This is a genomic window from Rhizobium sp. B21/90 (assembly GCF_019355815.1).
Lineage (GTDB): Bacteria > Pseudomonadota > Alphaproteobacteria > Rhizobiales > Rhizobiaceae > Rhizobium > Rhizobium rhododendri.
This window is the reverse complement of sequence record NZ_CP072164.1, coordinates 264,351-291,219: the sequence shown is the minus strand read 5'-3', so window position 1 is coordinate 291,219 and position 26,869 is coordinate 264,351. Positions and strand designations below refer to the sequence as shown.

22 protein-coding genes and 1 pseudogene are annotated in these 26,869 nt (G+C 58.5%); 20 read left to right on the top strand and 3 right to left on the bottom strand.

Features of this window, described 5'->3' with window-relative positions:
- Window positions 1-177: 177 nt before the first annotated feature.
- From J5278_RS27305 to J5278_RS27220, 18 genes and pseudogenes are all read left to right on the top strand, one after another.
- Entirely contained in the window at window positions 178-846 is a 669-nt protein-coding gene (locus tag J5278_RS27305; protein WP_240538919.1) for a GntR family transcriptional regulator, read from the top strand.
- A gap of 225 nt (window positions 847-1,071) precedes the next feature.
- Window positions 1,072-2,193 (top strand): ABC transporter permease, encoded by a 1,122-nt coding sequence (locus J5278_RS27300; protein WP_257623492.1) that lies wholly within the window; start codon window positions 1,072-1,074, stop codon window positions 2,191-2,193.
- Window positions 2,194-2,282: 89 nt separating this feature from the next.
- Window positions 2,283-3,086, top strand: a complete 804-nt coding sequence (locus tag J5278_RS27295; protein ID WP_307877487.1) for an ABC transporter permease — start codon at window positions 2,283-2,285, stop codon at window positions 3,084-3,086.
- Between the two features lie 12 nt (window positions 3,087-3,098).
- Window positions 3,099-3,938: an ABC transporter ATP-binding protein gene (locus J5278_RS27290; protein WP_209186607.1), complete on the top strand. Its 840-nt coding sequence runs from the start codon at window positions 3,099-3,101 to the stop codon at window positions 3,936-3,938.
- The gene (locus J5278_RS27285) at window positions 3,935-4,672 is read left to right on the top strand and encodes an ABC transporter ATP-binding protein (RefSeq protein WP_209186608.1); all 738 of its coding nucleotides are present in this window, start codon (window positions 3,935-3,937) and stop codon (window positions 4,670-4,672) included. Before J5278_RS27290 ends, J5278_RS27285 begins: the two co-directional genes overlap by 4 nt.
- A 207-nt stretch (window positions 4,673-4,879) precedes the next feature.
- Complete coding sequence (locus J5278_RS27280) at window positions 4,880-8,932, top strand: amino acid adenylation domain-containing protein (protein WP_111218280.1); 4,053 nt, start codon at window positions 4,880-4,882, stop codon at window positions 8,930-8,932.
- Between the two features lie 11 nt (window positions 8,933-8,943).
- Window positions 8,944-9,855 carry a DMT family transporter gene (locus J5278_RS27275; protein ID WP_111218278.1) on the top strand — a complete coding sequence of 304 codons (912 nt, stop codon included), beginning with the start codon at window positions 8,944-8,946 and terminating at the stop codon, window positions 9,853-9,855.
- The gene (locus tag J5278_RS27270) at window positions 9,852-10,892 is read left to right on the top strand and encodes a PLP-dependent cysteine synthase family protein (protein WP_111218276.1); all 1,041 of its coding nucleotides are present in this window, start codon (window positions 9,852-9,854) and stop codon (window positions 10,890-10,892) included. Before J5278_RS27275 ends, J5278_RS27270 begins: the two co-directional genes overlap by 4 nt.
- Before the next feature lie 73 nt (window positions 10,893-10,965).
- Window positions 10,966-11,457, top strand: coding sequence for a cupin domain-containing protein (locus J5278_RS27265; protein ID WP_111218274.1), 492 nt, complete (start codon window positions 10,966-10,968; stop codon window positions 11,455-11,457).
- Window positions 11,458-11,538: 81 nt separating this feature from the next.
- Window positions 11,539-12,576 carry a HoxN/HupN/NixA family nickel/cobalt transporter gene (locus J5278_RS27260; protein ID WP_111218272.1) on the top strand — a complete coding sequence of 346 codons (1,038 nt, stop codon included), beginning with the start codon at window positions 11,539-11,541 and terminating at the stop codon, window positions 12,574-12,576.
- A 57-nt stretch (window positions 12,577-12,633) separates the two neighbouring features.
- Window positions 12,634-13,371, top strand: coding sequence for a 4'-phosphopantetheinyl transferase superfamily protein (locus J5278_RS27255; protein ID WP_209186609.1), 738 nt, complete (start codon window positions 12,634-12,636; stop codon window positions 13,369-13,371).
- Window positions 13,372-13,430: 59 nt separating this feature from the next.
- Complete coding sequence (gene cysE / locus J5278_RS27250; protein ID WP_209186610.1) at window positions 13,431-14,318, top strand: serine O-acetyltransferase; 888 nt, start codon at window positions 13,431-13,433, stop codon at window positions 14,316-14,318.
- Between the two features lie 261 nt (window positions 14,319-14,579).
- A complete protein-coding gene (locus J5278_RS27245) occupies window positions 14,580-15,329 on the top strand; it encodes a hypothetical protein (protein WP_209186611.1) in 750 nt (249 codons plus the stop codon).
- 510 nt (window positions 15,330-15,839) lie between these two features.
- Window positions 15,840-16,598 carry an ImuA family protein gene (locus J5278_RS27240; protein WP_209186621.1) on the top strand — a complete coding sequence of 253 codons (759 nt, stop codon included), beginning with the start codon at window positions 15,840-15,842 and terminating at the stop codon, window positions 16,596-16,598.
- Window positions 16,516-18,030, top strand: a complete 1,515-nt coding sequence (locus J5278_RS27235; RefSeq protein ID WP_209186612.1) for a DNA polymerase Y family protein — start codon at window positions 16,516-16,518, stop codon at window positions 18,028-18,030. Before J5278_RS27240 ends, J5278_RS27235 begins: the two co-directional genes overlap by 83 nt.
- Complete coding sequence (locus J5278_RS27230) at window positions 18,027-21,284, top strand: error-prone DNA polymerase (protein ID WP_209186613.1); 3,258 nt, start codon at window positions 18,027-18,029, stop codon at window positions 21,282-21,284. The genes J5278_RS27235 and J5278_RS27230 overlap by 4 nt, the downstream gene beginning before the upstream one ends.
- Window positions 21,285-21,294: 10 nt before the next feature.
- On the top strand, window positions 21,295-21,960 hold the full coding sequence (locus tag J5278_RS27225) for an SOS response-associated peptidase family protein (RefSeq protein ID WP_111218258.1): 666 nt from the start codon (window positions 21,295-21,297) through the stop codon (window positions 21,958-21,960).
- A gap of 29 nt (window positions 21,961-21,989) precedes the next feature.
- A pseudogene (locus J5278_RS27220) lies at window positions 21,990-22,609 on the top strand (SOS response-associated peptidase).
- Window positions 22,610-22,664: 55 nt separating this feature from the next.
- Here J5278_RS27220 and J5278_RS27215 read toward each other — a convergent pair.
- A complete protein-coding gene (locus J5278_RS27215) occupies window positions 22,665-23,339 on the bottom strand; it encodes a hypothetical protein (protein WP_111218254.1) in 675 nt (224 codons plus the stop codon).
- A 137-nt stretch (window positions 23,340-23,476) separates the two neighbouring features.
- On the opposite strand from J5278_RS27215, the gene J5278_RS27210 reads away from it, so the two are divergent.
- Together J5278_RS27210 and J5278_RS27205 are read left to right on the top strand one after the other, a co-directional pair.
- Window positions 23,477-23,650: a hypothetical protein gene (locus J5278_RS27210; RefSeq protein ID WP_154677459.1), complete on the top strand. Its 174-nt coding sequence runs from the start codon at window positions 23,477-23,479 to the stop codon at window positions 23,648-23,650.
- A gap of 453 nt (window positions 23,651-24,103) precedes the next feature.
- Window positions 24,104-25,063, top strand: a complete 960-nt coding sequence (locus tag J5278_RS27205) for a hypothetical protein (RefSeq protein WP_111218253.1) — start codon at window positions 24,104-24,106, stop codon at window positions 25,061-25,063.
- Between the two features lie 386 nt (window positions 25,064-25,449).
- Here J5278_RS27205 and J5278_RS27200 read toward each other — a convergent pair whose 3' ends face one another.
- Both J5278_RS27200 and J5278_RS27195 read right to left on the bottom strand, forming a co-directional pair.
- Window positions 25,450-26,361: a nucleotidyl transferase AbiEii/AbiGii toxin family protein gene (locus J5278_RS27200; RefSeq protein ID WP_247749450.1), complete on the bottom strand. Its 912-nt coding sequence runs from the start codon at window positions 26,359-26,361 to the stop codon at window positions 25,450-25,452.
- Complete coding sequence (locus J5278_RS27195) at window positions 26,351-26,749, bottom strand: DUF6088 family protein (RefSeq protein ID WP_234625163.1); 399 nt, start codon at window positions 26,747-26,749, stop codon at window positions 26,351-26,353. Before J5278_RS27195 ends, J5278_RS27200 begins: the two co-directional genes overlap by 11 nt.
- Between the last annotated feature and the right edge of the window lie 120 nt (window positions 26,750-26,869).

The window sequence follows — 26,869 nt, the reverse complement described above, 5'->3', positions numbered from 1 at the left end:
ACTCAACTCAATCGGATTAAATTTCCGTCATCGAGAAGGCGTGTAAAATATTTCTCTTTGCTAGCGCCATTGCTAACAATATTGTATGCTAAACCCGGGTCGTTGGAGAATGGTAATGTTCGACGTCCTAGGCGGCGAGAAGGTGAGCGGCACGCCGATTCACGATGCATATGATGAATGGAAGAGATGGAAGTGGCCAGGGTTTCTAAACGGCACGCCGATCCGGTGGCAAGGTTACGCAAAGCGATCGAGACAGGACATTTCTTGCCGGGCCAACGCCTGCCTGAGTTGGAACTGGCGGAGTGGCTCGGGGTCAATCGGGTCAATGTGAAGCTGGCGCTCGGAAAACTGGACCAGGAAGGACTTGTCGAGGTCGAGCGCAACAAAGGTGCCCGCGTGCGTGTTATAAGCCGAGAGGAAGCCGTCGAAATCCTCCAGACCTTCGCTTCGTTGGAAACGCTGATTGCACGCAACGCGGCTGCCAAGGCAACGGCCTCCGACGGCGAACGCCTCAAGGGCATTCTCGCGGCAGTTCAAAAAGCCCAGGCCGAAGAGGATTACGTGGAGTATTCGCAGCAGATCAACAGGTTGCACGCGGAGATCCGCCGCATCGCGGCCCACGCAACTGCTGCCCGCATCGTCGCGACATTGAACGTGCAAATCGCCCGCTTTCGGCTCCAGACCCTTCTGTTTCCCGGTCGCATCAAGCAATCCATCCAAGAACTGAAGGAAATTGTCGATGCCATTTGCGCGGCCGACGGAGTGCGCGCCGGCAAGGCAATGCTCGAACACCTCAACAATATGGGCAAGGCTTTAGAGCAAAACCTAACCCAGATCGACGCATAGGTCCTCGATCAAATTGCACGGCTGGCCGCGATCACGACCGTCGCCAACGTTCGGTATCTCCGAACTTTTCCGTTAGAAGCATATCTCGGGAAAGATATGTCCGAGATCCGTGAATAATGAAATCAATATTGTTAGCAATAGAGCTTATCGCGTGAAATGGTCTACCTCGCGTCGGTGACTTCGAGGTTGCCGTCCCGGTCATGGATGATCGCAGGGGGCAGCCTTATGACAAACGAGATTCCGACGGCACCCGATGTGCGCCGTCTCGCCGTGAGCTTTTCGAAGACCTCGGCCTCGACGTTGCAGGTGCCAGCCGCCCTTGCCTGGAAGGGCGCGTCCTTATTGCTGCGGCTGCTCTCGGGTGCGACCGTACCCGCTGTCGTACTGCTGGGGCTTCTTTTCGTGATCTTTACCATAGGGCGTCTCCTGCCGACGGATCCGGTTCTCACGGTAATCGGTGATCATGCACCCCAAGCACTCTATGAACAGATGTATAGCGAGATGCATCTGGACAAGCCGATACCTGAGCAGTTCGTGTTGTTCGTCATCGATATGGCACGGGGAAACTTCGGTGTCGCCACAACCACGGGAAACCCCGTCGCGCAGGATATAGGCCGGTTCTTGCCGGCTACGATCGAGTTGGCGACCGTGGCAATCGTGCTGGGTGTTGGCCTGGGCGTGCCTGCCGGCCTGCTGGCGGTTCGGTTTGCCGACCGCTGGCCCGACAGCCTGGTGCGCGTCGTTGCGATCCTCGGGAATTCTATCCCGATTTTCTGGATGGGCCTGGTGGGGCTGCTGCTGTTTTACGCGCATCTTGGCTGGGTGGCGGGTCCGGGCCGTCTGGATATTGTCTATCAATATACGATACCCGCGGTGACCGGCTTCGTTCTCGTGGACACCGCGCTCAGCGGCAACCTGTCGGCTTTTGGCAATGCGCTGTCCCACATCGCGCTTCCGGCCGCGCTTCTGGGCTTGGTCGCCTTCAGTGACATCGCCCGCACGACCCGTGGCTTCCTGCTGTGGCAGTACCGACAAGACTATATCAACGTTGCGCGGCTGAAGGGATTGTCGGAAACGCGGGTGCTGTGGCGCCACGCTTTGCCCAACACGATCGGACCACTCCTCGCCGTGGTGGCTTGGAACTATGCCTACCTGCTTGAGGGGGCCGTCTTGACAGAGACAGTGTTCGCCTGGCCGGGGCTTGGTCTCTACATCACCCAGTCACTGCTCGCCTCCGACATGCGCGCGGTTCTCGCCGGAACGCTGATCATCGGTACCCTCTTCATGGTGCTCAACAGGGTGGCGGAGGTTGCACAAGCGCGCGTCGATCCGCGGACACGGGTTTGATGATGCTCGCAGTCAAGGCATGGCTCTTCGACGATAGCCCGGATACTCCGCTGCAGGCGCAACTGGGACGCGTTGCACGCGATGTCTCGATGCTGCTACGCGATCCCGTAGCTGTTGCCGGTCTATTTACCGTTTTGCTGATGGTAGGTATGGCCGCGCTCTCCTCGGTGCTGCCGGTTCAAAATCCCAACCTCCAGGTTCTGGCAGATCGATTACAGCCGCCGTCCGCCAGCCATTGGTTTGGAACAGATATGCTTGGCCGTGACATTTTTTCGCGGGTGTTATCTGGCGCACGGCCAACACTTTCAATTGTCGCAAGCGTCCTTGCACTCGTCGTGCCCGTCGGCGTGATGGCTGGCACAGCCTCAGGGCTTTTCCCCCGGTTGGACACGCCCATCATGCGTCTGTGTGACGTCTTCATGGCGTTTCCCCGCCTTATCCTGGCGATTGCCGTCGCGGTGACGCTCGGCCCCGGCATCGCGACGGCGATCATAGCAATCGCGTTGACGGGCTGGCCCTCCTATGCACGCATTGCTCGCGCCGAGGCGGTGACGCTTCGTGGCGCGGAGTTCGTGCAGGCCGCGCACGTCATTGGCGCTTCCCGCATGCGCATCATGTTTACGCACATTCTGCCGCTCTGCCTGCCTTCGGCCATCGTGCGTGCCACGCTCGATGCATCCAGCATCATTCTCATCACATCAGGTCTGGGGTTCCTGGGTGCAAGCGTGCCACCGCCGCAAGCGGAATGGGGAGCGATGGTTGCCGAGGGGAGAGATGTCATATTCGAGGCGTGGTGGGTTTCGACGATGCCTGGCATAGCGATCTTGTTCTTCGCTCTTGGGTTCAATCTGCTGGGCGATGCGTTGCGCAACCTCGTCGACCCGCGATCCTGAGAGGAAATCCCGTTGTTGGCTCCGTTGCTTGATATCCGTGATCTGAAGGTCGGCTTCCGCGCTCCCACTGGTTATGTCGAAGCCGTCAAGGGCGTGAGCTTCACATTGGGCCGCGAGCGGCTCGCAATCGTTGGAGAATCCGGATCGGGGAAATCGATGACGGTTCGTGCTTTGCTCGGCCTTGCCGGGCATAATGCCATCGTAACGGCCGAACAGGCGCGTTTCTGCGAGATGGATCTGCTGCGCTTGACCGGCCGCCAACTCAGCGCAGTGCGCGGCCATCGCATCGCAATGGTGGTTCAGGATCCAAGACAAGGCCTCAACCCGATTCAGACGGCCGGTCGGCAGATCGCCGAGATGCTCCGCCTGCATCGACGGACCGGGCGGTCGGACATGCGCAAAGCGGTGGAAACACTTCTCGATGAGGTGCACATCCGCAATCCGCGCCGCGTGTTCGATCTTTATCCCCACGAACTGTCCGGCGGAATGGCGCAGCGGGTGATGATTGCGATGATGCTGGCGGGCGGGCCGGATATTTTAATTGCAGACGAGGCGACATCCGCCCTCGATGCCGTTGTCCAGAGGCGTATTCTCGAGCTGATCGACGAGCAGGTTCGGTTACGCGGCATGGGGCTCATCCTCATCAGTCACGATCTCGAGCTTGTTTCCGACTTTGCGGATCGCATCCTGGTCATGTATGCGGGCCGTACGGTGGAAACGCTGACCAGCGGGCAGGGTTACCAGACCGCACAACATCCCTATACGCGTGGGCTGATCGCCTGCGTGCCATCACTGGATGATCCTGGGCGCCGTTTGCCGGTTCTCACGCGCGACCCGGATTGGGCCAGATGACGCTCCAAGCCCTTTCCATCGACGGAGTCTCGGTCCGGCTCGGAACGTCGGTCATTCTCGATGATGTTTCACTCAATCTTGGCCAGGGCGACAGCCTCGGCATCGTCGGCGAATCAGGGTGCGGCAAAAGCACGTTGCTGAAATGCATTGCGGGTATTCACGACACATGGTCCGGAACGATCGAGGTCTTTGGGCGCAGGCTCGGCGCCCGCCGCACCTTTGCCGATCGCCGCATGTTGCAGATCGTCTTCCAGGATCCGGCGGCCGCACTCAACCCGGCGCATACCGTAGACACGATCCTGCGCGAACCTTTGATTGTTCATCGCTTCGACCGTCAGGACAAGCGTATTGCCGACGTGCTTGATGCAGTCGGACTGCCGCGTTCCGTGCGCTTCCGTTTCCCGGGCCAGATTTCCGGTGGACAGCGACAACGTCTTTGCATTGCCCGCGCGCTGCTCGTCGAGCCGCGAGTTCTTCTCCTCGACGAGCCGACCTCATCGCTCGACGTGTCTGTCCAGGCCGAAATCCTCAATCTCCTGGCAGACCTGCGCGTCGAACGGCAGATTTCCTACCTCCTCATCAGCCACGATCTCGCAGTCGTCGCGCAGCTCTGTGAAGGCATCGCGGTCATGGCAGCTGGAAAAATTGTTGGGCACACCACGCGCGAGGAATTGCGGGGCGGCTCAAAAGACCAAAGCTATCGCGAGCTTTTGCTACCCAATTCAAAAGACTAGGCCCTACGCTGCGGCCAAGACGTCACGTCAGTCCCTTCTTCCATCGGCTTGTTGATTAACGTTTGAGCAGAATGCCTCGATCCTGTGCGCTTACGACCGCGACTTGAGAAATATTTTCCCATCTCGCCTCACGATTGAGCACATGATTGTTATCAAGATTGATATCAATCTGATTGGATGAAGTCATCCGAAAGAGGTGCTATCGAGATGACATCTTCAACACTTGTGCAGCAATTGAGAGAGCAGGTTCTGCGTCATCCGGACCGACTGGCGGTCGTGTCGGATACGGGTTCGCTGACCTTTGCGGATATCTGGCTTCGCAGCGGTCAGGCTGCGGCTCATCTGCGCAAGCACGGCGTTGGCTCCGATGCCGTCGTCGGTGTTTTCGTTGACTCCTCGCTTGAGCTCGAAATCGCGATCTGGGCGGTTCTGCGCGCCGGCGGCGCCTATCTTCCATTGTCGCCGGAATACCCAAGCAGCCGGTTGCGGTACACACTCGAAAACTCCGGGGCAAGAATCATCCTCACCACCGTTCCACTCGCAAGCGATGCCCGTACGATTGAGACTACCGATAGCACCGTCATTGCCTTGGAAGAGTGTTTTGAAGGTACAGACACCGCCGAGCACGAGGACGACTTAGAGCCAAGCGATCTCGCCTACGTGATCTACACGTCGGGAAGCACAGGCAAACCCAAAGGTGTCGCTATCACGCATGAGAGTATAGCGCATCAACTCGCTTGGCTGCGGGACGCGATGGGCATCGATGACACCGTTCGCATCTTGCAGAAGACGCCTTTCAGCTTTGACGCAGGACAATGGGAAATCCTTGCCGTTGCTCAGGGCGCGACGGTGGTCATGGCAGGCATCGGTTCTTACCGCGATCCGGCTCGGTTGATCGAGACTGCAAAGCATCACGATGTCAACACGCTGCAGTGTGTGCCAACGCTTTGGTCGGCCCTTCTGGAAGCCGAGGGATTTCGTGATCTCAACCTGTCGAAGATCTTCAGCGGTGGGGAAGCGTTGACGTCCAGTCTTTCACGCGGCCTATCGATTGCCCATCCGACGGCAATTCTGGTCAATCTCTATGGCCCGACGGAAACCACCATCAACGTCTCTTCCTATGTCGTGAAGGCGGAAGATTTGGACGACACGGATCGCGTCCTGCCCATCGGATACCCGGTCTATGACACCGACCTCATCGTCAGCGATGGGGTAAACGAGATCGCGGCGGGTGAAGTCGGCGAGCTCTATATCGCAGGTCCGCAGTTGGCGCGCGGGTATATCGGAAATACCGAATTGACGGACGCCAAGTTCGTGGCTCTCGTCGATGCCAAGGGCCTGCAACGCCGGGCATACCGAACCGGCGACCTTGCCATCAAGGAGGCCGACGGCTGCGTGAGCTTTGTCGGGCGGGTGGACAATCAGGTTAAAATCAACGGCCACCGCATCGAGCTGGACGAGATCCGTCTGGCGATCGAGAATCATCGCTGGATCCGGCGCGCGACCGTGGTGCCGTGGCAGTCCCGTCTTGGAACCGCGCAATTGGCAGCCTTCGTCGAACTTGACGACGGAGAGGCGGCGCTGATGGACAAGAACGTTGCTGGCAGTCACCACAAGTCCAAGTCCAGCCGCCGACAGGTGAACGCACAATTGTCGAACAGTGCTTTCCGTGCGCCGGATGAACTCGACGGAAACACTGTCACTCTGCCTTTCCGCGAAGCGTCCGATGACGTTGCGAAACGGGTATTTGCGCGCAAAACCTATCGTAATTTCAGGACAAGGGTTGATGGCGACCAGATCGTCCGGGCGATAACCGTAGCGAAGCGGCACCCTGTTTCTACAGCCCATGGCGAACCCACGCTGGACAAGGCGTTGGTTGGCAAAGTTCTCAGATGGTTTGGACCATTCCTGAGTGATGCACGGCTCCTCGCAAAATATGCCTACGCGTCTCCCGGCGCATTGAATGCCTCGCAGATATTCCTGGAAGTCAACGATGTGGATGGGCTGTGGCCCGGGCTCTACTACTTCCACCCGATTAATCACACGTTGACGCTCGTATCGCTGGGCACGTCGGCCGGTGAAGGCATCCGTCTTCATGTTTACGGCAAGCGCAGCCGAATCCAGGAGGTTTATTCGACAAATGTCGATGAGGTTCTCTACCTTGAGGCGGGACACATGCTGGGGCTCCTCGAAGAGGTTGCAGCGGAAAATTCCCTGTACCCAATCAAGACCGCACCGCCGCACCGCGTTCCGGCCGGTCTTTTCAATTCAGAGGATTTCGTCCACACGCTGAGCGTCGAGCTTTCGCGCGAGCCGAGCACCCGAGCGAGCATCGATTCAACCATCCTCGTCCAAATTCACGAGGAGACACCGGATGGCGTATCCCCCGGAACCTATCGGCTCGACGACGGAAATCTTGCGCGCATTGGTGAACCCGTCATCCGCCGTAAGGATGTTATTGCCATCAACCAAGCTGTCTACGACCGCTCGACATTCGGCGTCGCTTTCGTCGTGTCGAAGCTAGCTGGTTGGACCGGTTTCGTCGAGCTCGGCCGTCTTCTCCACCGTCTGCAGACGAGCGATCCTGCGATCGGGTTGATGTCGTCCGGGTATAGCTCGCTGTCAGGCTTCGAAATGGCGACATCCAGCCGGCTGGAAGGACTTATCGGAAAGGACTTTTCGCCTAGCACAAGCGCAGGGACACTTTCCTATTTCGCGCTCGGCGGCGGAGTGTCGCCCGCGCAGCGATCAAGCCGCGGCATGGACGAGGACCTTGTGCACATGCGCGGTCCCGCTGAAATCCTCAAGGAGGAGCTGCGCGAGTTTCTGCCTGAATACATGGTTCCGGGTCGCGTTCGTGTCATCGAAACCACGCCGACGACGCCAAGCGGCAAGATCGATTTGCAATCGCTGCGCGACCTTGTTGAAGCCGAAGAAAACGCGCGTCCTTTGGTTCTCCCGGCAAGCCGCATTGAAATCGAGATCGCCAGCATCTGGAGAGACATTTTGCGTCTGGGTGACGAAGAACTGTCGATCCGCGATTCCTTTTTTGACGTCGGAGGCAATTCGCTCTTTGCCATGGCGCTTGTCAATCGGCTCAATTCAAGATTTGGCACACGTATGCCGATACAGGCGCTTTTCGCGGCACCGACGATAGAAGCGCTGGCAAGGGAGGTTGGTTCCGGCGCGAGCAGCTTTGAGAGCCGCCTTGTCAGCCTGAACGATGCTCACGAAGGGCGGCCGATCTATTGCTGGCCGGGGCTCGGAGGGTATCCCATGGGCCTTCGCTCCCTCGCGCAGGCTGGCGACGGTTCCTATCGGTTCGTCGGAATTCAGGCTCACGGCATCAACACCGGTGAAATCCCGTTCCCGACCATCCAGGACATGGCGGCGGCGGACGTAGAACTCATCCAGCGCGATCAGCCAGACGGCCCCATTACTTGTGTCGGTTATTCGTTCGGCGCTCGGGTGGCCTTCGAAACGGCCTTTCAGTTGGAACAGCTTGGCCGAACGGTGGAGCAGCTCGTTCTCATTGCCCCTGGATCTCCGTTGCAACAGACAGCACCGGCGGTTGCCCAGGCCGATCGCTTCGGTGATGAGCGTTTCTTGCGCATTCTCCTGTCAGTCTTCGCCGGGACGCTGAATTCACCCATAGAGGCGGAGCTGCTTGCCTTCGTTCGTGACGAGCGCGGCTTCGTGGACTTCATCGTCGAGCGATTTGAAGGTCTCTCGACAGAGCTGGTCTCTCGGATCGTTGGGGTCGTCAAGGCGACGTTTTCCTTCGAATACACATTCGACGAACTCGACCAACGTGCGGTGACGGCACCAATCACCCTCATCAAGGCCAAGGGCGATGATTATTCCTTCCTGGAGACTGCAGGCGCGCAAATCCGGAAACACTTCAGCCAGATCATCGAACTTTCCCACGACCATTACGCGATCCTTCGCGGCGGAGGCCAGACAGCGCTCGCCCAAGTTCTCAGTAACATCCTTTCATCCGATCGGGAGATCTCCATGCCCCATATCAGTGTCAAGCATTTCCCAGCCCATATCGATGAGGACCGCCGTCAGGCATTGGCGGACGAGCTCACATCGGCGGTCATCAAGGCTTTCGGCTGCGCACCCCATGTCGTTTCGGTGGCGCTCGAACCGATCGAGGAGGCGCACTGGGATGCGCTCGTCTACCAGCCCGAGATCATCGGTCGGCAGAAGTTTCTGGTCAGAGAACCAAACTACGGCCTGCAACAGGCCGCCAAATAGGGAGAGAAGAGATGGAAAAAGCAACAGCGGCCCGGTTCTTCGGGCAAGCAGCGATATGGGGTGCGAGTTTCACCTTCATCAAGTTGGCACTGGAAGACTTCAGCCCCAATCAACTCGTTCTGTTCCGGCTGATTCTGGGCGCGGCGACGCTCGCTGCGATCATCGTTTTTACCGGCAGGTCATTCAAACTGACGGGGAGGGCATGGGTCCATGTCGCGGTCTCCTCCATCTTTGCAAACGTCATTCCCTATCTCCTCCTTAGCTACGGCGAGCTTCACACAAGCGCTGGTCTTGCGGGCGTGCTTATCGGTGGCACGCCGCTGGTGACGCTCTTCATCTCGACCGTTGCCTTGCAAAATGAGCCCGCAACCGGACGCAAGGTGGCTGGATTTATCCTGGGGTTCCTGGGCGTGGCGCTCGTGGTCAGCCCGTGGAACGTGGAGGGGAGTTCCCTTCTCGGTGCTCTGGCATGCTTCGGCGCCGCGGCCAGCTATGCGGTGGGATATGCCTATGTCAGTCGCTACCTATCGCCCTTGAAGATCGACCCAATCACGCTGGGTGCCAATCAGTTGATTGCGGCCGCTGTTCTTCTCGGCCTTGCCCTGCCGTTCTTCCCCTGGCCGACAATCGAAACGGTTTCGGCGGTTCCGTTGCTGTCGTTGTTATACCTCGGAATTCTCGCCAGTGGCATCGCCAACATCCTATACTTCCGGCTGATCCAGGACGTTGGCGCATCGACAGCCTCTGCTGTTGACTATGTCGTACCCGTCTTCGCCGTTTTGTTCGGCGCGGTTCTGCTGCTTGAACCCCTGTCGTGGAACATCATTGTGGGTGGTTTGGTCATCCTGGTTGGGATGGCGCTCGCCGAAGGTCGCATCTCATCGTCCACCCTGCCTCAAGCATCCGGAAAGGCTAACTCATGAGTGGCATCGAACCTTTCTCGCCAAGCACCGGCTCAGTGCGTGCGGTCCCTCCAGATATCGACACGCACCCGGCCCCACTCGCCCGCAACAGCGGACAGATCAAGCCTGCGGTATCCGAGACTGCGGGTAGCGCGCGCTCCTTCGGCACTGGCGTCGGTGGTACACCTGTCCTGGAATTGCCGGCAGATATTGCAGGGGGGCGAGGGATCTTCGCCAAGCTTGAGAAATACAACCCCTATTCCAGCATCAAGGACCGCATTGCCTGGTACATGCTCGCAGGAGCAGAAGCGCGTGGGCAACTCGTTCCTGGCCAGGGTACGGTCATCGAGGCAACGTCCGGCAACACAGGCATTGCACTAGCGGGTTTTGCACGGTCGAGGGGCTATCGCTGCATCATCGTGCTTCCCGACAGCGCATCGAAAGAGCGCATCGAGTTGCTGAAATTCTTCGGCGCAGAACTGGAGCTGACACCCAGCGAAGCCGGATATACGGCCGCGATCGAGAAAGCTGAGCAACTCCGCGACGCAACGCCAGGGGCATGGTTTGCCTGCCAGCACGAAAACACAGACAATGTTCTTGCCCATTACGAAACAACCGGCCCGGAACTGTGGCGTGATCTCGGTGAACGTATCGACGTCCTCGTCTGCGGCGTCGGGACGGGCGGAACGATCAGCGGAACCGGGAAATATCTCAAGGAACAAAACCCTGATATAAAGATCGTGGCCGTTGAGCCGGCTCGCTCGGCCGTGCTGAGCGGGCAGCCCGGGGGGATACACCGTATTCCGGGGTTAAACGGCGGCTTTGTTGCGACAACAACCGACCGCACCCTCATCGATGAGATCGTGACTGTCGAGGACGAAGACGCCTGGTCGACGGCGCGAAGCCTGGCAGCCGCCGGGATCGTTGCCGGAATTTCCTCAGGTGCCGTCACACATGTCTGCCGCCAGCTTCGGCAGCGACCGGCTTTCGTGGGTGCCCGCATTGCAACGATCTTTCCGGATTCCGGTGAGCGATACGTATCCCTCCTCAGTTCATAGCCGCCGATCAAACCGGCGCCTGACGTTTAAACCCAAGTGACAACCGTCAATTATCCCACGAAAGGAAACCTTCATGACGCAATTTTCCAAGACGCTGTTTCCCGGTGAAGGTGAATCCGTCGAGATCGGAACCACCACACATACGACCTTCAAGGCTGTCGGCAAGGAAACAGACGACCGTATCGGTCTGTTTGAGCACCGTATGAAACCGGGTGCACCCGGAGCGTCTCCGCATATTCACCGCCATCAGCTCGAGGCGTTCTACGTCCTGGAAGGTAAAGTGGAGATCTACATTGACGGCGAGCATGTGGAAGCGCCGGCTGGCACCTACATTCAAGTGCCCGAAGATGTTCCTCATGGCTTCCACAACCCCTTTGACACAGAAGCTGTCATGCTGATCTTCTTCAGCCCGGGCAAGAACCGCGAAGAATATTTCCGCAGGCTGGGCGCCCTTTATGCCAATGGCCGCCGCGCCACGGAACAGGAGCTCATCGAGCTTATGGCCGACTTCGACCAGTTTGAAGTCGAGTATACCGGGGACGTCCCTGGCTGGGGCCGGCACTAACACCAACCGTTCTCCTCATCGTCAGACTGTGGCCGGCAGGTCTCTGCCGGTCGCCTCTCCGTGACATAAAAAGGGTTGCCTATGTTTCCGAATCCGTTTGACGACCAGCCGTTCCAAATGAAGATGAAAGCGGCGATTACATTTGTCTGCCTTGTTTCGGCAAATATTGCAGCATGGGTTTGGGCCTGGGTGGCATTTGCCGATCGACCCGCTCTGATGGGCACTGCGTTCCTCGCCTACATGCTTGGGTTGCGTCACGCCTTCGACCCTGATCATATCGCGGCGATCGACAACGTGGTTCGCAAGCTGATGCAGGAGGGCAAGGCCCCTTTTTCTGTTGGCTTTTTCTTTTCGCTCGGCCATTCGAGCATTGTCGTTCTGGCATCCATCGTCATCGCTGCGACGGCAGCTGCCATGCAGCTCGACGAGGTCGCAGACATCGGCGGCATTATAGGGACCACCGTGTCGGCAGTGTTCCTGCTGATCATCGGCATTGCCAACCTGATCGTGCTGAAAGGGATCTGGTCTGCGTTCAAGCGGGTCCGAAGAGGCGAAACGATCGTTGACGAAGACCTTGATGCTCTCCTCGCAGGGCGTGGTCTCATGGCAAGGATCTTCCGGCCCGTCTTTCGTGTCGTTTCCCGCTCCTGGCACATGTATCCCATCGGCTTCCTGTTCGGCCTTGGATTCGACACGGCAACTGAAATCGGGCTTCTTGGCATCTCGGCGATGCAGGCTGCCCAAGGCATGTCCTTCTGGACGATTCTGGTTTTCCCCGCGCTATTCACCGCCGGCATGTCGTTGATGGACACCACGGACAGCGTGCTGATGACCGGCGCTTACGGCTGGGCATTCGTCAACCCGGTTCGTAAGCTATGGTACAATTTGACGATCACTGCAGCTTCCGTGGTCGTCGCAGTGTTCATCGGCGGGTTGACCGCAGCCAACCTTATCGTGGATAAACTCGGTTATGACGGCGACTTCTGGCGCTTCCTCGGTGGTCTGAACGACAATCTTTCGAGCGTCGGCTATGCGGTCGTCGGCATCTTTATCGTGAGCTGGATCGTTTCGACGATTATCTATCGTAGAAAGGGCTATGACACCGTTCCGGCGCGATGAACATGCAACGCCCACGGGCCTGCAATGCAGGTTGGCGTCTTATCGGGCTACGATCCAATGGGTGAACTCGATATTGCGCGCGAGGTCGAAGAAATGGCAGCCATTGGCACCATGTTGCGAAAACGGTGGCAAAATGGTGAGTTTCATGCCGTCGTGTCGATAAAGGTACCGCATGTGCCTTTTGAGCTTCGGGGGCTTCCCCTTTCGATTGAAGAAAAGGATCGCGCACGGCGCTTCCGGCAGATCATGGACTGCAATCGATCCGTCATGAGCTGGATCGTGCTGCGCAGCATTGTTGGTACGATGCTCGATACGCGGCCGGAAAATGTGACGGTCGTTCGGGCGCTGGCAGGCAAGCCGTCGGTTCAGCCCGGGCCGGGGATCAGCATATCACACGCAGGGGACCTCGCAGTCGTGGCATTCTCAAGCGCGATGGATATTGGGGTCGATGTCGAGACGATTGAGCAGGATGACGCTCTGTTACTCACCGTCATGGGCACTTTGTCGCCGCGAGAGTTGGCATGCCTCTCCACACATCGGATGGCAAAGTCGGAGTTCCTGCTTCGGGCATGGACGCGAAAAGAGGCTGCGGTTAAGGTCGCAGGCTCGGGCCTTTCCATCGATCTTACGAAAGTGTCAGTCGCCGAACAGGAGGGGTGCCGCTTCCAATGCCACTTGCCGGGGGCGGAGATAATCACGGGCACTGATCTGCATTTGGGTTCCGGCTATATTGCCGCGTTGGCGTCGAAGACTTTTATCAATGACGTTGCTCAATATCACATAAAACATTTCTGAGACGCATCAGACGATCAAACCTTGCATTCGGCGAAGTTGAAACGCCCCACGGAGTGCTCATGACGACCTCGCGCCTATTGCCTAACGCCGTTTCACGGGACTTGCGCTCGGCTGTTACGACCTCCAATGAGGACGGCGGTCCGGAAGATCGTGATCGCACCGACGAGATATGGGCGGCCCTTTGCGCGGAGGCCCGGGTGGCGGCTCAAGACGATCCGCGACTGGCCCAGGCGATGGCGCTTAACGTGCTCTCCCACCCTGATTTCGCGCATGGGCTTGCCTATCGCTTTGCGGAGACATTGGCGAACAACGATGTCGGGGCGGATGTGCTGACTCACGTTTCACTGGAGGTCTTTGAGGCCGCCCCCGAGATCGTCGAGTCTGCAATTTCCGATCTTCAGGCAGTTTTCGATCGCGACCCGAGCACTTCCGAACTGCTTGTACCCTTCCTGTACTTCAAAGGGTTCATGGCCCTTCAGGGGCATCGTATCGCGAACTGGCTGTGGCGGCACAACAAAAGGCTTATGGCGCGCCACATTCAAAGCCGAACGTGCGAGGTTTTGTCAATCGACATCCATCCGGCCGCCCGGATGGGATGTGGGATCATGCTCGACCATGGAAATGGGCTCGTCATCGGCGAAACCGCTGTTGTTGAAGACGACGTCTCCATCCTCCAGGATGTTACCTTGGGAGGTACAGGAAAGGAATCCGGTGATCGCCATCCCAAAGTCCGTCGAGGCGCCCTCATCGGAGCGGGTGCGAAAATTCTCGGGAATATCGAGGTTGGCGTAGGCGCAAAGGTTGGAGCGGGTAGTGTGGTCCTGTTGGCGGTCGCGTCCCACACATCTGTTGCAGGCGTTCCTGCCCGCCCGGTCGGCCGGCCGAATTCCGCTTTACCAGGCGTGACGATGGAGCAAACAACAATCGAAAGTGAGTATGTCATCTAAGCCTGGGGTACCTCCCCTCGCGACAGGATTTTCGTGTTGTACGCTATTTTTGACCGCCGTGATCGTCACAGATATCGCGAGGGATAACAAAGGATGGGGTGAAATGACGTTTCGACGTTTCGATTTCTATCAAGGCGGCCGGACAGGCTCCAAGGTTTTAGAGGACAGGATTATACGAGCTGCCAGTTGGGCCTTCCAGGCTGGTTGCAGCCTCGACGGATTAACGTGTATAGCCCGGTCTTTGATGACGAGAAGCGATACATGTCGATCCGCATAGAATTTGAAAAAATCATCCCTATCCTGGCGAAATGGTGGGTCCGAGATACGACGTTCAGCGTACTTGTCGCCTTTTCCAGCATGCTCATGGCGAAGAGCGCAATCGAATACGGCTACGATTTCGCAATGCGCCGTTTCAGATATTTGCCGTCGGAGGCTCCACCAGTCGGCAGTGATTTTGGTCAAACCGAATATCTTGCGGTGTTCGTTTTGATCGTGGCGATCGGCTATCGCTTGTGGGTTGTCAAGGGCACCGCGGCCGAGACGGCAGACCAGGCAACGCGTGAAGCTCTCAACAGCTCATCGACAGGGAGTGTTCTGCAACTGGAGCACAGAAAGGCATTCGCTATCCTGGCGACCGTACCTGAGATCGAGGCACTCAGAGCGCATCCGACCAACTCGCTGGGAATGATGTTAGCTCACGCAAGTGGCGCTCGAGACGTCGTCTGGGACGGGATCTGGTTCAGGCTCGCGAGCAGACATCATGGTGTCAAACGGGGCCTTGTGCTGATTGCGTTCACGGTTTCGGCGGTCGCCGCGCTTGTGATCTTAGTTGTAGCAGCAGGAACGTATGCACAAGCGGGCTTTGGCTCCATATCGGCGTTGACGCTGGCTGCGGAGGGGGTCCTGCTAGTCTTCGCTTCGGCCTCCTACCTAAAGGATCTTGAGCGCTTGAATTCGGCCGGTGCCCTCGTGAGAGAACGCCCACCAATCACCGTCTCTACCAACCCGTGAGGCAGTGGGCTATCATTATTGTCGCCCGCGATAGATAGTTGTGAGGGCGAACCCACACCGTCTGCCAATAGTGTAGCGCAGGGCGCTCCTTGTCGATAGCGACGTGGTGCGGTCCATTAGCTAATTCCTATCGGTTCGTCGACCGGTTTTGCCGATGGAGCCTAGAGCGACAAAACGCCAATCGCCACCACACAAGGTCTGTTGGGCAACAGAGTTCCAAGCAACTGGATTTGCGTCCTTCAGACGATGCAGCGTTGGCCGTGTCGCCAACCCATTTCGGTTCGTATGAACCCGGGGAATGGTAAATAAATGAGTCGGCGAAGTTACTTACCAGAAACCGACCTAGACTACTGATTCGTCTCAACATTCGGCCGACAGCGCTTTAGCGGAGTCTAAATAACCTGATTTAGACCGGCTTGACTCTTTCAACGGAGCGGAACAAAAGAGGAACGTCAACTATTTTCGGGGACATGAAGTCCATGCAACGCGAGCCGGGGAGGTCCGTGAATGATGTCGCGCGCCACCAATCCTCGGGTCATCGAGGAACTCAGAGACCGTATCGCGCACCTTGAGGGGAGTGCGGCGAAAAAGGCCATCGTACTGCCCTTTGGCGTTCGCGAGATGGACGAGCGTCTACCAGGTGGTGGCCTGCCCTATGGAGCTCTTCATGAGATCGCCGGCGGCGGAGCCGGCACGGTGGATGGAGCAGCGGCAGCACTGTTCGCCGCCGGAATTGCCGCGCGCTCGAAGGGCAAGGTCCTTTGGTGCCTGACGAGACCCGATCTCTTCTTCCCCGCTATCGCCCAGGCAGGCCTGCATCCCGACCGCGTGATTTTTTGTGAAGGCGACAAGGAGGAGGACGTCCTTGCCTCCATGGAAGAGGGGCTTTCCTTCGGGGGGCTGGCTGCTGTCGTGGGTGAACTTGTGCGTCTGCCGATGGTGGCATCCCGGCGGCTGCAGTTGGCTGCCGAGAAAACCGGAACCATGGGGCTCGTTGTCCGCAGATGGCGGCGACAGACGGAGGCGTCGGACTTCGGCAATCCGACAGCCTCGACGACAAGATGGAGGGTGAGCGTGCTGCCGTCGGAGGAGTTGCCAGTCGCGGGCGTTGGCCGCCCACGATGGCTGGCAGAGTTGATGCGCGTGAAAGCAGGCGAGTGTGCCGAGTTCGAACTAGGAGCCTGTGATGCCAAGGGTCGTTTGTGTCTACTTCCCCTATCTGCCAACAGACCGGATACGTCGGCATGGAGAGGGAACCGTGCCAGCTAACCAGCCGCTTGTCGTCATTTCGAAATCGGGCTCGAAACGCTGGGTCTCGGCTGCCGACACCGCCGCGCGCATACTCGGCCTCAAGGTCGGGATGCCTGCAAGCAAAGCGCAGGCTGTGGTCTCTAACCTTACGATGATCGATGCAGATCCTGCCGCCGACGCGGCTGCCCTTGAACGCCTGGCGCTGTGGGCGCTCCGGCAATACAGCCCTGTCGTTGCCGTCGACGGCACGGACGGTATCGTCATGGACACCGAAGGCGCCGATCATCTTCAGGGCGGCGAAGCCCTGCTGATTTCCGGGCTGGTCAATGGCTTGAGAGGTCGAGGCCTGACCGCTCGTGCTGCGGTCGCCGATACGTGGGGAGCAGCGCACGCGATCACCCGCCTGACATCGGCGGAAACGACCGTTGTTCCGCTAGGCGGCGTGGCGAAAGCAGTCACTCGCCTGCCGATCCACTGTCTCCGGCTCGCCCCGGACACGATCCACGGTTTGCGGGTGATGGGCGTCGAGACGGTCGGTGAACTCTCCGCGATGCCTCGCGCGCCGTTGACGCTGCGATACGGCCCGGAGGTCGGTAGGCGGCTAGATCAACTGTTCGGGCGGATGGCAGAACCCATCGAGCCTCTGCGGACACCAGAGCTGGTCGAGGTGGCCAAGAACTTTCAGGAGCCGATCGGCGCCGCGGAGACAATCGCCAAATATGTACGCCGACTGGTTGGCGAACTGACATCCAAACTGGAAGAGCGCGGCCTTGGCGTCAGACGTTCCGATCTTGTCATCCACCGCGTCGACAACACGCGGCAGTGTGTTCGAGCGGGGCTTGCAAAACCGGTCAGGGATCCCGCTCGGCTGTCAAAGCTGCTTTGCGACCGCATCGAAAAGATCGACCCGGGCTTCGGGATCGAACGGCTCGTCCTTGTTGCCTTGATCGTGGAGCCATTGGAGGAGCGACAGGTCGCGTCGTCGCTCATCGAGGAGCTGGTTGTCGATGTCACACCGCTCGTCGACATTCTCGGCAACCGCGGCCAACGTCTCTACCGGGTCACGCCGGTCGCCTCCGACGTTCCGGAACGGTCGGTGATGCGCATCGGTCCGACGGCCGACGAAACCGGGGCGACATGGGCCGCCAAATGGCCAAGGCCATCGCGGCTGCTGGCGAACCCGGAGCGGATCGACGTGACCGCTTTGCTCCCCGACCAGCCACCTGCCGTGTTCACCTGGCGCGGCAAGCGTCGGAGGGTAAAGCGAGCAGACGGGCCGGAGCGCATCTTTGGGGAATGGTGGGTTCGCCCGAGAGAGCACGCCGCCGTACGGGACTACTTCGTCGTGGAGGATGAGGCGGGTGAACGCTACTGGGTCTACCGTGCCGGCGATGGCGTGGATACCGACACGGGCTCGCACCTCTGGTTTCTACATGGGGTGTTCGGATGAGGTATGCCGAACTTCAGGTCACCACACATTTCTCGTTCCTGCGGGGCGCCAGTTCTTCGGAGGAACTGTTCGCCACTGCGGCAGCGCTTGGCATTGACGCCGTGGGTGTTGTCGATCGCAACTCGCTGGCCGGCATCGTGCGCGCCTGGGAGGCGGCGAAGACCACCGGAGTGCGATTGGTTGTCGGCTGTCGTCTCGATCTTTCTGACGGCATGTCGATCCTGGTTTACCCGACCGACCGGCCGGCCTACTCGAGACTGACGCGGCTGCTTTCGCTCGGAAAGAGCCGGGGCGGCAAGGGCAAGTGCATTCTCGATGTCTCCGATGTGGAAGCCTATAACGGCGGACTGATTGCCATCCTTATCCCTGATGAGGCCGACGAGACCACTGCCGGCCAGCTCAGGAAGCTCGCTGCGATCTTTGGAGACAGGGCCTACGTTTCGCTCTGCCTGCGCCGTCGCCCCAACGATCGCCTGCGGCTCCATAACCTGTCGAACATGGCCGCACGCCACAAGGTCAAGACGGTCATCACCAATGACGTCCTGTTTCACGATCCCAGTCGCCGGCAGCTGCAGGACATCGTCACCTGCATCCGCAACCGCACCACCATCGACAGCGTCGGCTTCGATCGCGAGCGGCATGCCGATCGGTTCTTAAAAGCACCGGAAGAGATGCATCGGCTGTTTTCGGAATATCCTGAAGCGCTGGCGCGAACGCGGGAAATCGTTGATCGCTGTCGTTTCGACATGAGCGAGCTCCAATATCAGTACCCGGAAGAGGCGCTTGTGCCGGGGCTCGACGCGCAGCAGTCGCTGACCAAATTCGCCTGGGAAGGCGCCGCAACCCGGTACCCCGAGGGGATCCCCGACAAAGTCCGCAAGGCGATCCTGCACGAACTCGAGCTCATCCGGGTGATGAAATACGCCGCTTACTTCCTGACCGTCTACAGCATCGTCCGGTTTGCCCGGTCGCAAGGCATCCTCTGCCAGGGCCGGGGATCGGCGGCGAACTCGGCGGTTTGTTACTGCCTCGGCATCACCAGCATCAATCCGGAGACGGGTGACCTGCTGTTCGAGCGGTTCGTCTCGATGGAACGTGACGAACCGCCGGATATCGACGTTGATTTCGAGCATTCCCGTCGCGAGGAGGTCATCCAGTGGATATACGAGACCTATGGCCGCTCACGCTCGGCGCTCTGTTCCACCGTCACCCGCTACCGCGCCAAGGGCGCACTGCGCGATGTCGGCAAGGCATTGGGCCTGCCTGAAGATCTGATCACCCAACTGTCCTCCGGCGTCTGGGGCTGGTCGGAAGGGGTCGGCGAGAAGCAGCTCAAAGAGAATAACATGAACATGGCCGACTATCGCCTGAAGCTGGCGCTGGACCTTAGTGCCCAGCTGATGGGCGCGCCCCGCCATCTTGGCCAGCATCCGGGCGGTTTCGTTCTGACGCAGGACAGGTTGGATGATCTGGTGCCGATCGAACCGGCATCGATGAAGGACCGTCAGGTGGTGGAGTGGGACAAGGACGATATCGAGGCCCTCAAATTCATGAAGGTCGACGTGCTGGCGCTCGGGATGCTGACCTGCATGGCGAAATCGTTCGAGCTGCTTGGTGAGCACAAGGATATTCCCATGGGCCTTTCCGATGTCGAGCAGGAGGATCCGGCCACCTACGCGATGATCCGCAAGGCCGATACGCTCGGCACGTTCCAGATCGAAAGCCGCGCGCAGATGGCGATGCTGCCGCGCCTGAAACCTCGCACATTTTATGATCTCGTCGTGCAGGTGGCCATTGTCCGGCCGGGACCCATCCAGGGCGACATGGTGCATCCGTATCTGAGGCGGCGTGAGGGCAAGGAGAAGGTCGAGTACCCGACGCCCGAGCTCGAAGCCGTTCTGGGTAAAACGCTCGGCGTCCCGCTGTTTCAGGAAAGTGCGATGAAAGTCGCGATGACCTGCGCCGGATTTACCGCGGGAGAAGCCGATCAGTTGCGCCGGGCAATGGCGACGTTCAAGTTCACGGGCGGGGTGTCGAAGTTCAAGGACAAGCTCGTCGAAGGCATGGTCAAGAACGGCTACACCCGCGAATTTGCCGAGAAGACATTTACCCAGCTTGAAGGGTTTGGCTCCTATGGCTTTCCGGAAAGCCATGCCGCCAGTTTTGCGCTGATCGCCTATGCAAGCTCGTGGGTGAAGTGTCATCACCCGGATGTCTTTTGTGCTGCCTTGCTCAACAGCCAGCCGATGGGTTTTTACAGCGTCGCGCAGATCGTCCAGGACGCCCGGAACCACGGCGTCGAAGTCCGCCCGGTCTGCGTCAACCGCTCCCGCTGGGACTGCACCATGGAACGGATCGGCAATTCCGACCGCTTCGCTGTTCGTCTCGGCATGCGTGTTGTCAAGGGATTGTCCACCAACGACGCCGCACGCATTATCCTGGCGCGAGCCGAACAGCCGTTCGTATCCGCTGATGACATGTGGCGACGCTCCGGCGTGTCTCCGTCGTCGCTGGTCAAGCTAGCGGAGGCAGATGCTTTCCTGCCGTCGCTGCAACTGGAGCGGCGCCAGGCACTCTGGGATATCAAGGCGCTCCGGGATGAACCCCTGGAGCTTTGGGCGGCCGCCGCTGAGCGCGAAGCCAAGGTGATCGCCGAGATGCAGGAGCCTGAAGTGGCGCTGAAATCGATGACCGAGGGCAGGGAGGTCGTCGAGGACTACTCACACACGGGCCTCACATTGCGGGCGCACCCGGTGTCGTTTCTCCGAAAAGACCTCGACCGAAAAGGCATCGTCCCCTGCGCCGAGGCGATGGCGCAACGCGACGGGAAATGGCTCTGGACTGCGGGTCTCGTTCTCGTGCGACAGCGGCCGGGATCGGCAAAAGGCGTCATGTTCCTCACGCTGGAAGACGAGTCCGGCATCGTCAATGCAGTGGTCTGGCCATCGCTGTTCGAACGCCAGCGGCGGGTCCTGATGACAGCGAGCATGATGGCCATCAATGGCCGTATCCAGCGGGAAGGCGAGGTCGTTCACCTCGTTGCCCAGCGCCTGTTCGATTTCTCCGCCGACCTGTCGAGCATTGGTAATCGTGACGGCGACTTCCCGCTTCCCCACGGCCGCGGCGATCAGGTCAAGCACGGAGGGGGCCCCGATCCACGGGACAATCCCAAACCCGTCGTGCAGGCGCGCGAGATCTATATTCCTGACCTTCATATTGATAATTTGAAGATCAAATCCAGAAACTTCCACTAAGGAGGCCGGTTTGTCGCGTCTGTTTGCAGTCACCAAAAGCCTGGAGGAGATTGTCGCCCATTTCGCGGTCGACATCGCGCCGGCGCTTGAGGTGCCGAGCGAGACCGTCGAAGGCACCCCGGGCCTGATCGTCCTTGAGAAAGACGGAGTGCGGCTGTTGAAGTCGGTCTCATGGGGTTTTCCGCGACAGACACGCGACATGAGGCGTGAAGGCGAGCCACCGAGCCGCATCGGCCTCGTTGCGGATCTTACCAATCCGCTCTGGGACCGCATCGTCGTCGACCCCAAATACCGCTGTCTGATCCCACTCACCCATTTCGCCAACCCCGACGGTGTCAAAGGCGAGAAAACCAGATCGTGGTTTTCGAAGAACCGGCAGCCATTGATGGCCTGGGCGGGGTTCTGCAAGAACACGCCAGACTTCGGCCCGGTGTTCGCCGGCATGACCATGACTGCCAACGAGAAGATCAGGCCCTTCAACGACCGCATGCCTGTTTTGCTCAAGCCGGAGGAGTACGATCGCTGGCTTCACGGTTCGATCGAAGATGTGATCGCATTCCAGTTTCGCGATCCACCGTCATCGGATGACTTCGAAATCCTGCATAGCCGCGACCGCTGGCAAAGCGGCGTTGCACCCTCCAAGGCTTCACCACGTCGGGACAACATGCTTATGTAGCCAAGGTTTCGTGTTGAAAGGTCTGCCATATGTGCAACTTGTACACCGTCCGTCTTTCCGCCGCAGAAGTGGCCGCGCACTTTCGTGTTCCGAACCCGATGCAATCGAACGCTCCCGAGGAAGTCTATCCGGGCACCCCCGGGATGGTGGTAACGGAGAACGGCGGTGTTCGCGAGCTTCGCTCGATGGTGTGGGGCTTTCCCCTGCGCCTGAAAGGCATGAAGCCAGAAGCCAAGCCAAAGCCGGTCAACAACATTGCTGACCTTGCGAAAGGCATGTGGATCGGCCTGGCACGTAAACCGAGTGGCGTTGTCTGATCCCCGTAACGGGTTTTGCCGAGGCCGAGGGTGAAAAGGGTAGGATGACGCGCACCTGGTTTGCACTGAAGGACCAGCCGGTCTTCGCCTGGGCAGGGCTATGGCGTATCAGCGACGAGTGGGGTCCGGTCTATTCCGGGGTCATGACGGACGCCAATGAGGCGATCCAACCCGTGCACAACCGGATGCCTGTTCTGTTACAGCCCAATGAGTATGAACAATGGCTTCACGGGAGCTTCGATGATGCGCTCGCATTCCAGAAGCGGACATTTCCGCCTGAGTTGGTGACGATGGAGCGGACAAGCGAGCTATGGGCGAAAAAGAAGACTTAAGACGCGTATCCGCAAGAGCGTCTGGTTGCCGGTTCGGACAGCCTTGATCGTCATTCTAGTAAAGGCCACGGCGCTGGAAATCCTGTGGTGTGATCAATGTTCCCGCTAACACGTCTGCCTTAAGCAACGCGACGAGATCGGCCCACCCCTTTTCTGCTCTCTCGGGCGAAACGATCCGGTGCGCGAAGCTGGCGACTTCAGCAAATTCCAAAGCCATACCGCTCGGATCGATCGACCCGATGCCGGCGTCCATCGAGTTCTTATGCCGCGTCTCAATGGCAATGATGCGGCTTGCAATTGGTATGCTTTCTTCGTTCATCGACATCATAACCCCAAACAACATCCGGTCGCTCGAATCCGGTGCTTCGAAAACCAATGACTTTGGCCTCCTATCTTCCGACACGGCATCCTGGTGTTTCGGTTCGGCTCCTGGTTCAACGATCCTTGAGCTCCCGTAGCAGGTAATCGTATTGCCGAGATGGAGGACCGCGCCGGCGGATCGGCGGATATTGTTGACGTTGTTTTTGTAGAACAGTTTGAAGGCGAAATGATTGCGCAGGCCACCGCCTTCGCTGTGCAACAAGCCGGGGGATTGGAAGACCAAAAAGCTTTTGACCACCTTCGGCGGCTCGCCGTGTGAGGAGAAGCGGTAGCAGACAAACTTGCGTTCGGTGGACTTGGTGTTCTTGAAATTCTCAACCGCGTTTTGGTTGAAAAGCGATCGCCACAAGGCTTGCGAGTTGAACTCGCCAAGCTAATCATGCCGCCGAGGTCGTATTTCAGCTGACTGCGGCTTTTTCGCCGCTGGTCGAAGTCCTCTACCTTCGAAACGAGTTTTCCAATCGGCTCCTTTCGTGCGACAAGGTGGTGAAGCTCGACGAGGAACTGGCTGAACTCGCCAGTTTCCTTGTGAATGTGGTGTTCGAAGAACTTCTCCTCACCATCATGAATAGCGACAGCCAGCAGGAAGAACAGATAGACGGTATATGCCGGTCGGGCATCCGGCTTATTAATCTGGCGTTGAATGAATTGGCCAACTGACTGGGCAGCGAAACTAGCGCCTATTGGACACCCCGAGCCCGCCTTGGTGAAACGCCGAGCGAAGTCACAAACCATCTCATCGAGATTGTTTAAGCTTGGCTTCGATAACGTGCTGCCGGATGCGCGCGAAAGCAGATAGTGCAGCGTATGTGTGAGATCTCCGCGTAACGAGTCATCTCGATCGAACAGGTTGCCGAGCGCGTCGACCAGTTGAAACCAAGCGTCTTCCGTTTTTGCCTTGATCCGCTCATCGAGATACTCGAACTCGAGTACACGGGTAGTCTTGCTGGTCTTAGCCATGCTCTATCCGTAGTTTTTACAGGTGTCGTGAAAGTTTTTACAGAGGCCGGCTATTGATGTATTGATTTTAACTATTTTCGTAAAGAGCCAGTGTCTATCTCAGCGTCGCCCGATGAGCGCATACTCCATTTACCATCAGGTGGAGTGTGACTCATGTTCAACATTCGCAAGTTTCCCGATCAGCTGATGACGGCGCGGTTTAAGGCTGTCACCTGCTTTTGCGCCTTTGCATTCAGTCTTTTTCTGACAGGCCTCGCCGATATTCCAGGGAGTGTCTTGCGCGGATATGGTTTCTCTGCTGTGCAGTTGACCGTGCTGCGGACAGCGACCGTTTCCGTGTTCTTCCTGGCACTTTTCTCTGGCCGGGCTCTGCTCTACGGAATGCCGCGCATAACACTGAGCCAGTCGAAAACCATCATTGCATTCGCTGTTTTCGGCGTGGTCTGCGCCAACGGCGGCACCACCCTCTCGGTTTCGCTCGCGCCGGACTATGTGGCGATCCCCGTTATATTCGCCACCAGCATCGCCACGTCACTGATGATGGCGATCCGGAGGCGGGACTTGGTAGACCGCCTCGACTTGGGGGCGGCTATTTTTCTGGTAGGCCTGGTCGCTCTGCTGATTTTCGATGGTGCCAAGAGCGCAGGCGAGTTCGATCCGACAGTGCTTTGGGTGCCTATCGTAACGGGTGTCGCGCAGGGCATCGCCTATCATGCGGTCGGGGGCGGCGAAGATATCGACCCCTTTACGTTCTATTTTCTTTCTTTCGGCATCGGTGGCGCGCTAATGGCATCCGGGGCGGCGAGCTTCGGCATTCTTGACCTTGCCACTGTGGGACACATCAACTTTCCTGCAGAAGCTTGGTTTTACCTGGCGGTGCTCGCGGGCTTGAATACGGTTATCCCTTACCTCTTGATGCGGGCATCGGGAGCGAGATTGGCGATGAGCGCGAAGGGAAGCGCGGGCGCGGCGGAGCCGATAGGAGGCGTTTCTTCCGATGCGTTTCAGGGAAGCACGCCGGAAACGACTGGCTTGTTGATTGTTACGACGATCATCGCAGTTGTCGTGTGGAACCAGCTAAGAGGTCGCGGATCCAAAGGATCGTCTTCGTAATCGGCCGGCGGACGCCTTCAGCAACGCCGATCCAGACGAAGAGCAACGCGAGAACAAGGCCGGAAAACACCACGGCGTGGACGCTGCGCGGCACCGGTACGAGCGCGCTCATAAAAAATACCAGGTAGGAGAGCCAGGCTAAAAGGACGACTACGACCAGACTTCGCATCCGAGGTGCTCCATGCGGTGCTAATCCACACGACACTATCAGCGGTATCGGTGAGAGTCGAATCTGGTGTCTTAGTCTCCACCGTTGTTTCGGTAGATCCGGTTTTTCCGCCGCCCAGGTTCGTTTAAGGCGGCGGATCGGCAGGCTTAGGAAGCCTCTCGGCTAGAGCCTCTAGACCCATTCCTCATAATCGAAGAGCAGGTGCATCCCTCGAATTCTAGGCCTTGCGGATCCGTTCGACGAAATGTTGAACCTTTCCGAACGCGGCTTCGAACTCGGGCTTTTCACCATAAACCATGTCGCCGAGCAGCTTCGAATAACCCGCTGCGAACTCTCCGTGTTTGGACATCGTCTCGTACGCGCGGAGCGTTTCAGCCCTCGGGTCCGCCTTATAGGCAGGATAATCGTCGGCACGGCTCTTGGCTTCAGCCTTTATCGTTTCCAACGCGATTGCGGCCGCCTCATCCGCATCGTAGTGGCCATCCATACGCGATAGGTCGTAGACGTGACGAACAAGCGTGTGATCGAGGGGCCCAAGATTGGCAAACGCAAATCCAGCCCGACGTCCGAGACCAACGAACTTGTCAGCCGCGGTTTCAACCAGTCTCACGCACGCGACATCCGTGGCCTCGGCAGACGCGCCGGTGGCCTCAGCAACAAAGGAAGCAACAGAGCGATTTTCCGGCGCCGTGCAAATCGGGAATGCAGCGATTTCGATCTTGATCTCCGGTCGCAAAACGCCCTCACCCTTAGCGATGGGTTCATAGGGCAGATCATATCGAACGTAGCGATCGCTTTGCTTGACAACATAGTGGCCTTCGACCGCAAAACCCGCTGCCTCAAGCCGCTCGTTCACAGTGGCTCGCAGGCGTTTAAGCTCGCCGCGAGACGGCCTGTCCTTGCCGACGATGCGCAGGTCAATGTCTTCTGACATGCGTTCGAGCAAACGATATGCGCGTCCAAGCGCCGTTCCCCCGCCGAACGCCAGGGTCAATCCATCGACCTGCACATCATGGATGGCAGCCAGGGCGCGAACAACGAACCAGTCCTTTTCCACCAAAGCAGGCGAAGGCAGACCAAAGAACTCCTGTACCTCCAGAAGAGTTTTGCGGTCCGGATTACCGTTCAACGCGGAGCTCCGCGCGGCCATCGGAAAGCCGTCGGTTGAAACGCGCCTTGACTTTGACCGTCGGGTTCACCGGGATCTGAGTGGAACGGCCTTCATTATAAGCTTTCGTGCTGTCGCTCTGCTCCCAAGCCACACCAAGCTTGTTCAGTGCCTGAAGTGCAGCACTGTGGAAGCCGTTGGAACTGGAGACAATAAGCTGGCCCGATAAACGCGACCGCATCGCCCGGGCGTAGACACCGTAGCCCAACCGCATCAGAGCCCCATCGTGGACCAGAGACCTGAGCGCGCGCAGAACCTGATCCTCACCACTCAGGTCAGCAAAGTCCCGCGGAAGAAAGACATCAGTTTTCTTCGTTCGCGCGACGCGGTTCTGGATTTTCTGCTTCAATGTCCTAGCCTGATGCATGGTTCGTTTCTTTCTGCAAACACCCGACACGGAATATATGCAAAAACCCGACACGACGCAAGGGCTCGTTGGCGGCTAGAGATGATCGTTTAGGCCATGTAA

Bases quoted from the DNA above. Each gene is read 5' to 3' on its own strand.
- J5278_RS27285 (WP_209186608.1), top strand. From the start codon at position 3,935: ATGACGCTCCAAGCCCTTTCCATCGACGGAGTCTCGGTCCGGCTCGGA.
- J5278_RS27205 (WP_111218253.1), top strand. From the start codon at position 24,104: ATGTTCAACATTCGCAAGTTTCCCGATCAGCTGATGACGGCGCGGTTT.
- J5278_RS27300 (WP_257623492.1), top strand. From the start codon at position 1,072: ATGACAAACGAGATTCCGACGGCACCCGATGTGCGCCGTCTCGCCGTG.
- J5278_RS27230 (WP_209186613.1), top strand. From the start codon at position 18,027: ATGAGGTATGCCGAACTTCAGGTCACCACACATTTCTCGTTCCTGCGG.
- cysE (WP_209186610.1), top strand. From the start codon at position 13,431: ATGACGACCTCGCGCCTATTGCCTAACGCCGTTTCACGGGACTTGCGC.
- J5278_RS27275 (WP_111218278.1), top strand. From the start codon at position 8,944: ATGGAAAAAGCAACAGCGGCCCGGTTCTTCGGGCAAGCAGCGATATGG.
- J5278_RS27265 (WP_111218274.1), top strand. From the start codon at position 10,966: ATGACGCAATTTTCCAAGACGCTGTTTCCCGGTGAAGGTGAATCCGTC.
- J5278_RS27295 (WP_307877487.1), top strand. From the start codon at position 2,283: ATGCTGCTACGCGATCCCGTAGCTGTTGCCGGTCTATTTACCGTTTTG.
- J5278_RS27235 (WP_209186612.1), top strand. From the start codon at position 16,516: ATGCCAAGGGTCGTTTGTGTCTACTTCCCCTATCTGCCAACAGACCGG.
- J5278_RS27260 (WP_111218272.1), top strand. From the start codon at position 11,539: ATGTTTCCGAATCCGTTTGACGACCAGCCGTTCCAAATGAAGATGAAA.
- J5278_RS27255 (WP_209186609.1), top strand. From the start codon at position 12,634: ATGGGTGAACTCGATATTGCGCGCGAGGTCGAAGAAATGGCAGCCATT.
- J5278_RS27270 (WP_111218276.1), top strand. From the start codon at position 9,852: ATGAGTGGCATCGAACCTTTCTCGCCAAGCACCGGCTCAGTGCGTGCG.
- J5278_RS27245 (WP_209186611.1), top strand. From the start codon at position 14,580: ATGTCGATCCGCATAGAATTTGAAAAAATCATCCCTATCCTGGCGAAA.
- J5278_RS27280 (WP_111218280.1), top strand. From the start codon at position 4,880: ATGACATCTTCAACACTTGTGCAGCAATTGAGAGAGCAGGTTCTGCGT.
- J5278_RS27240 (WP_209186621.1), top strand. From the start codon at position 15,840: ATGTCGCGCGCCACCAATCCTCGGGTCATCGAGGAACTCAGAGACCGT.
- J5278_RS27305 (WP_240538919.1), top strand. From the start codon at position 178: ATGGAAGAGATGGAAGTGGCCAGGGTTTCTAAACGGCACGCCGATCCG.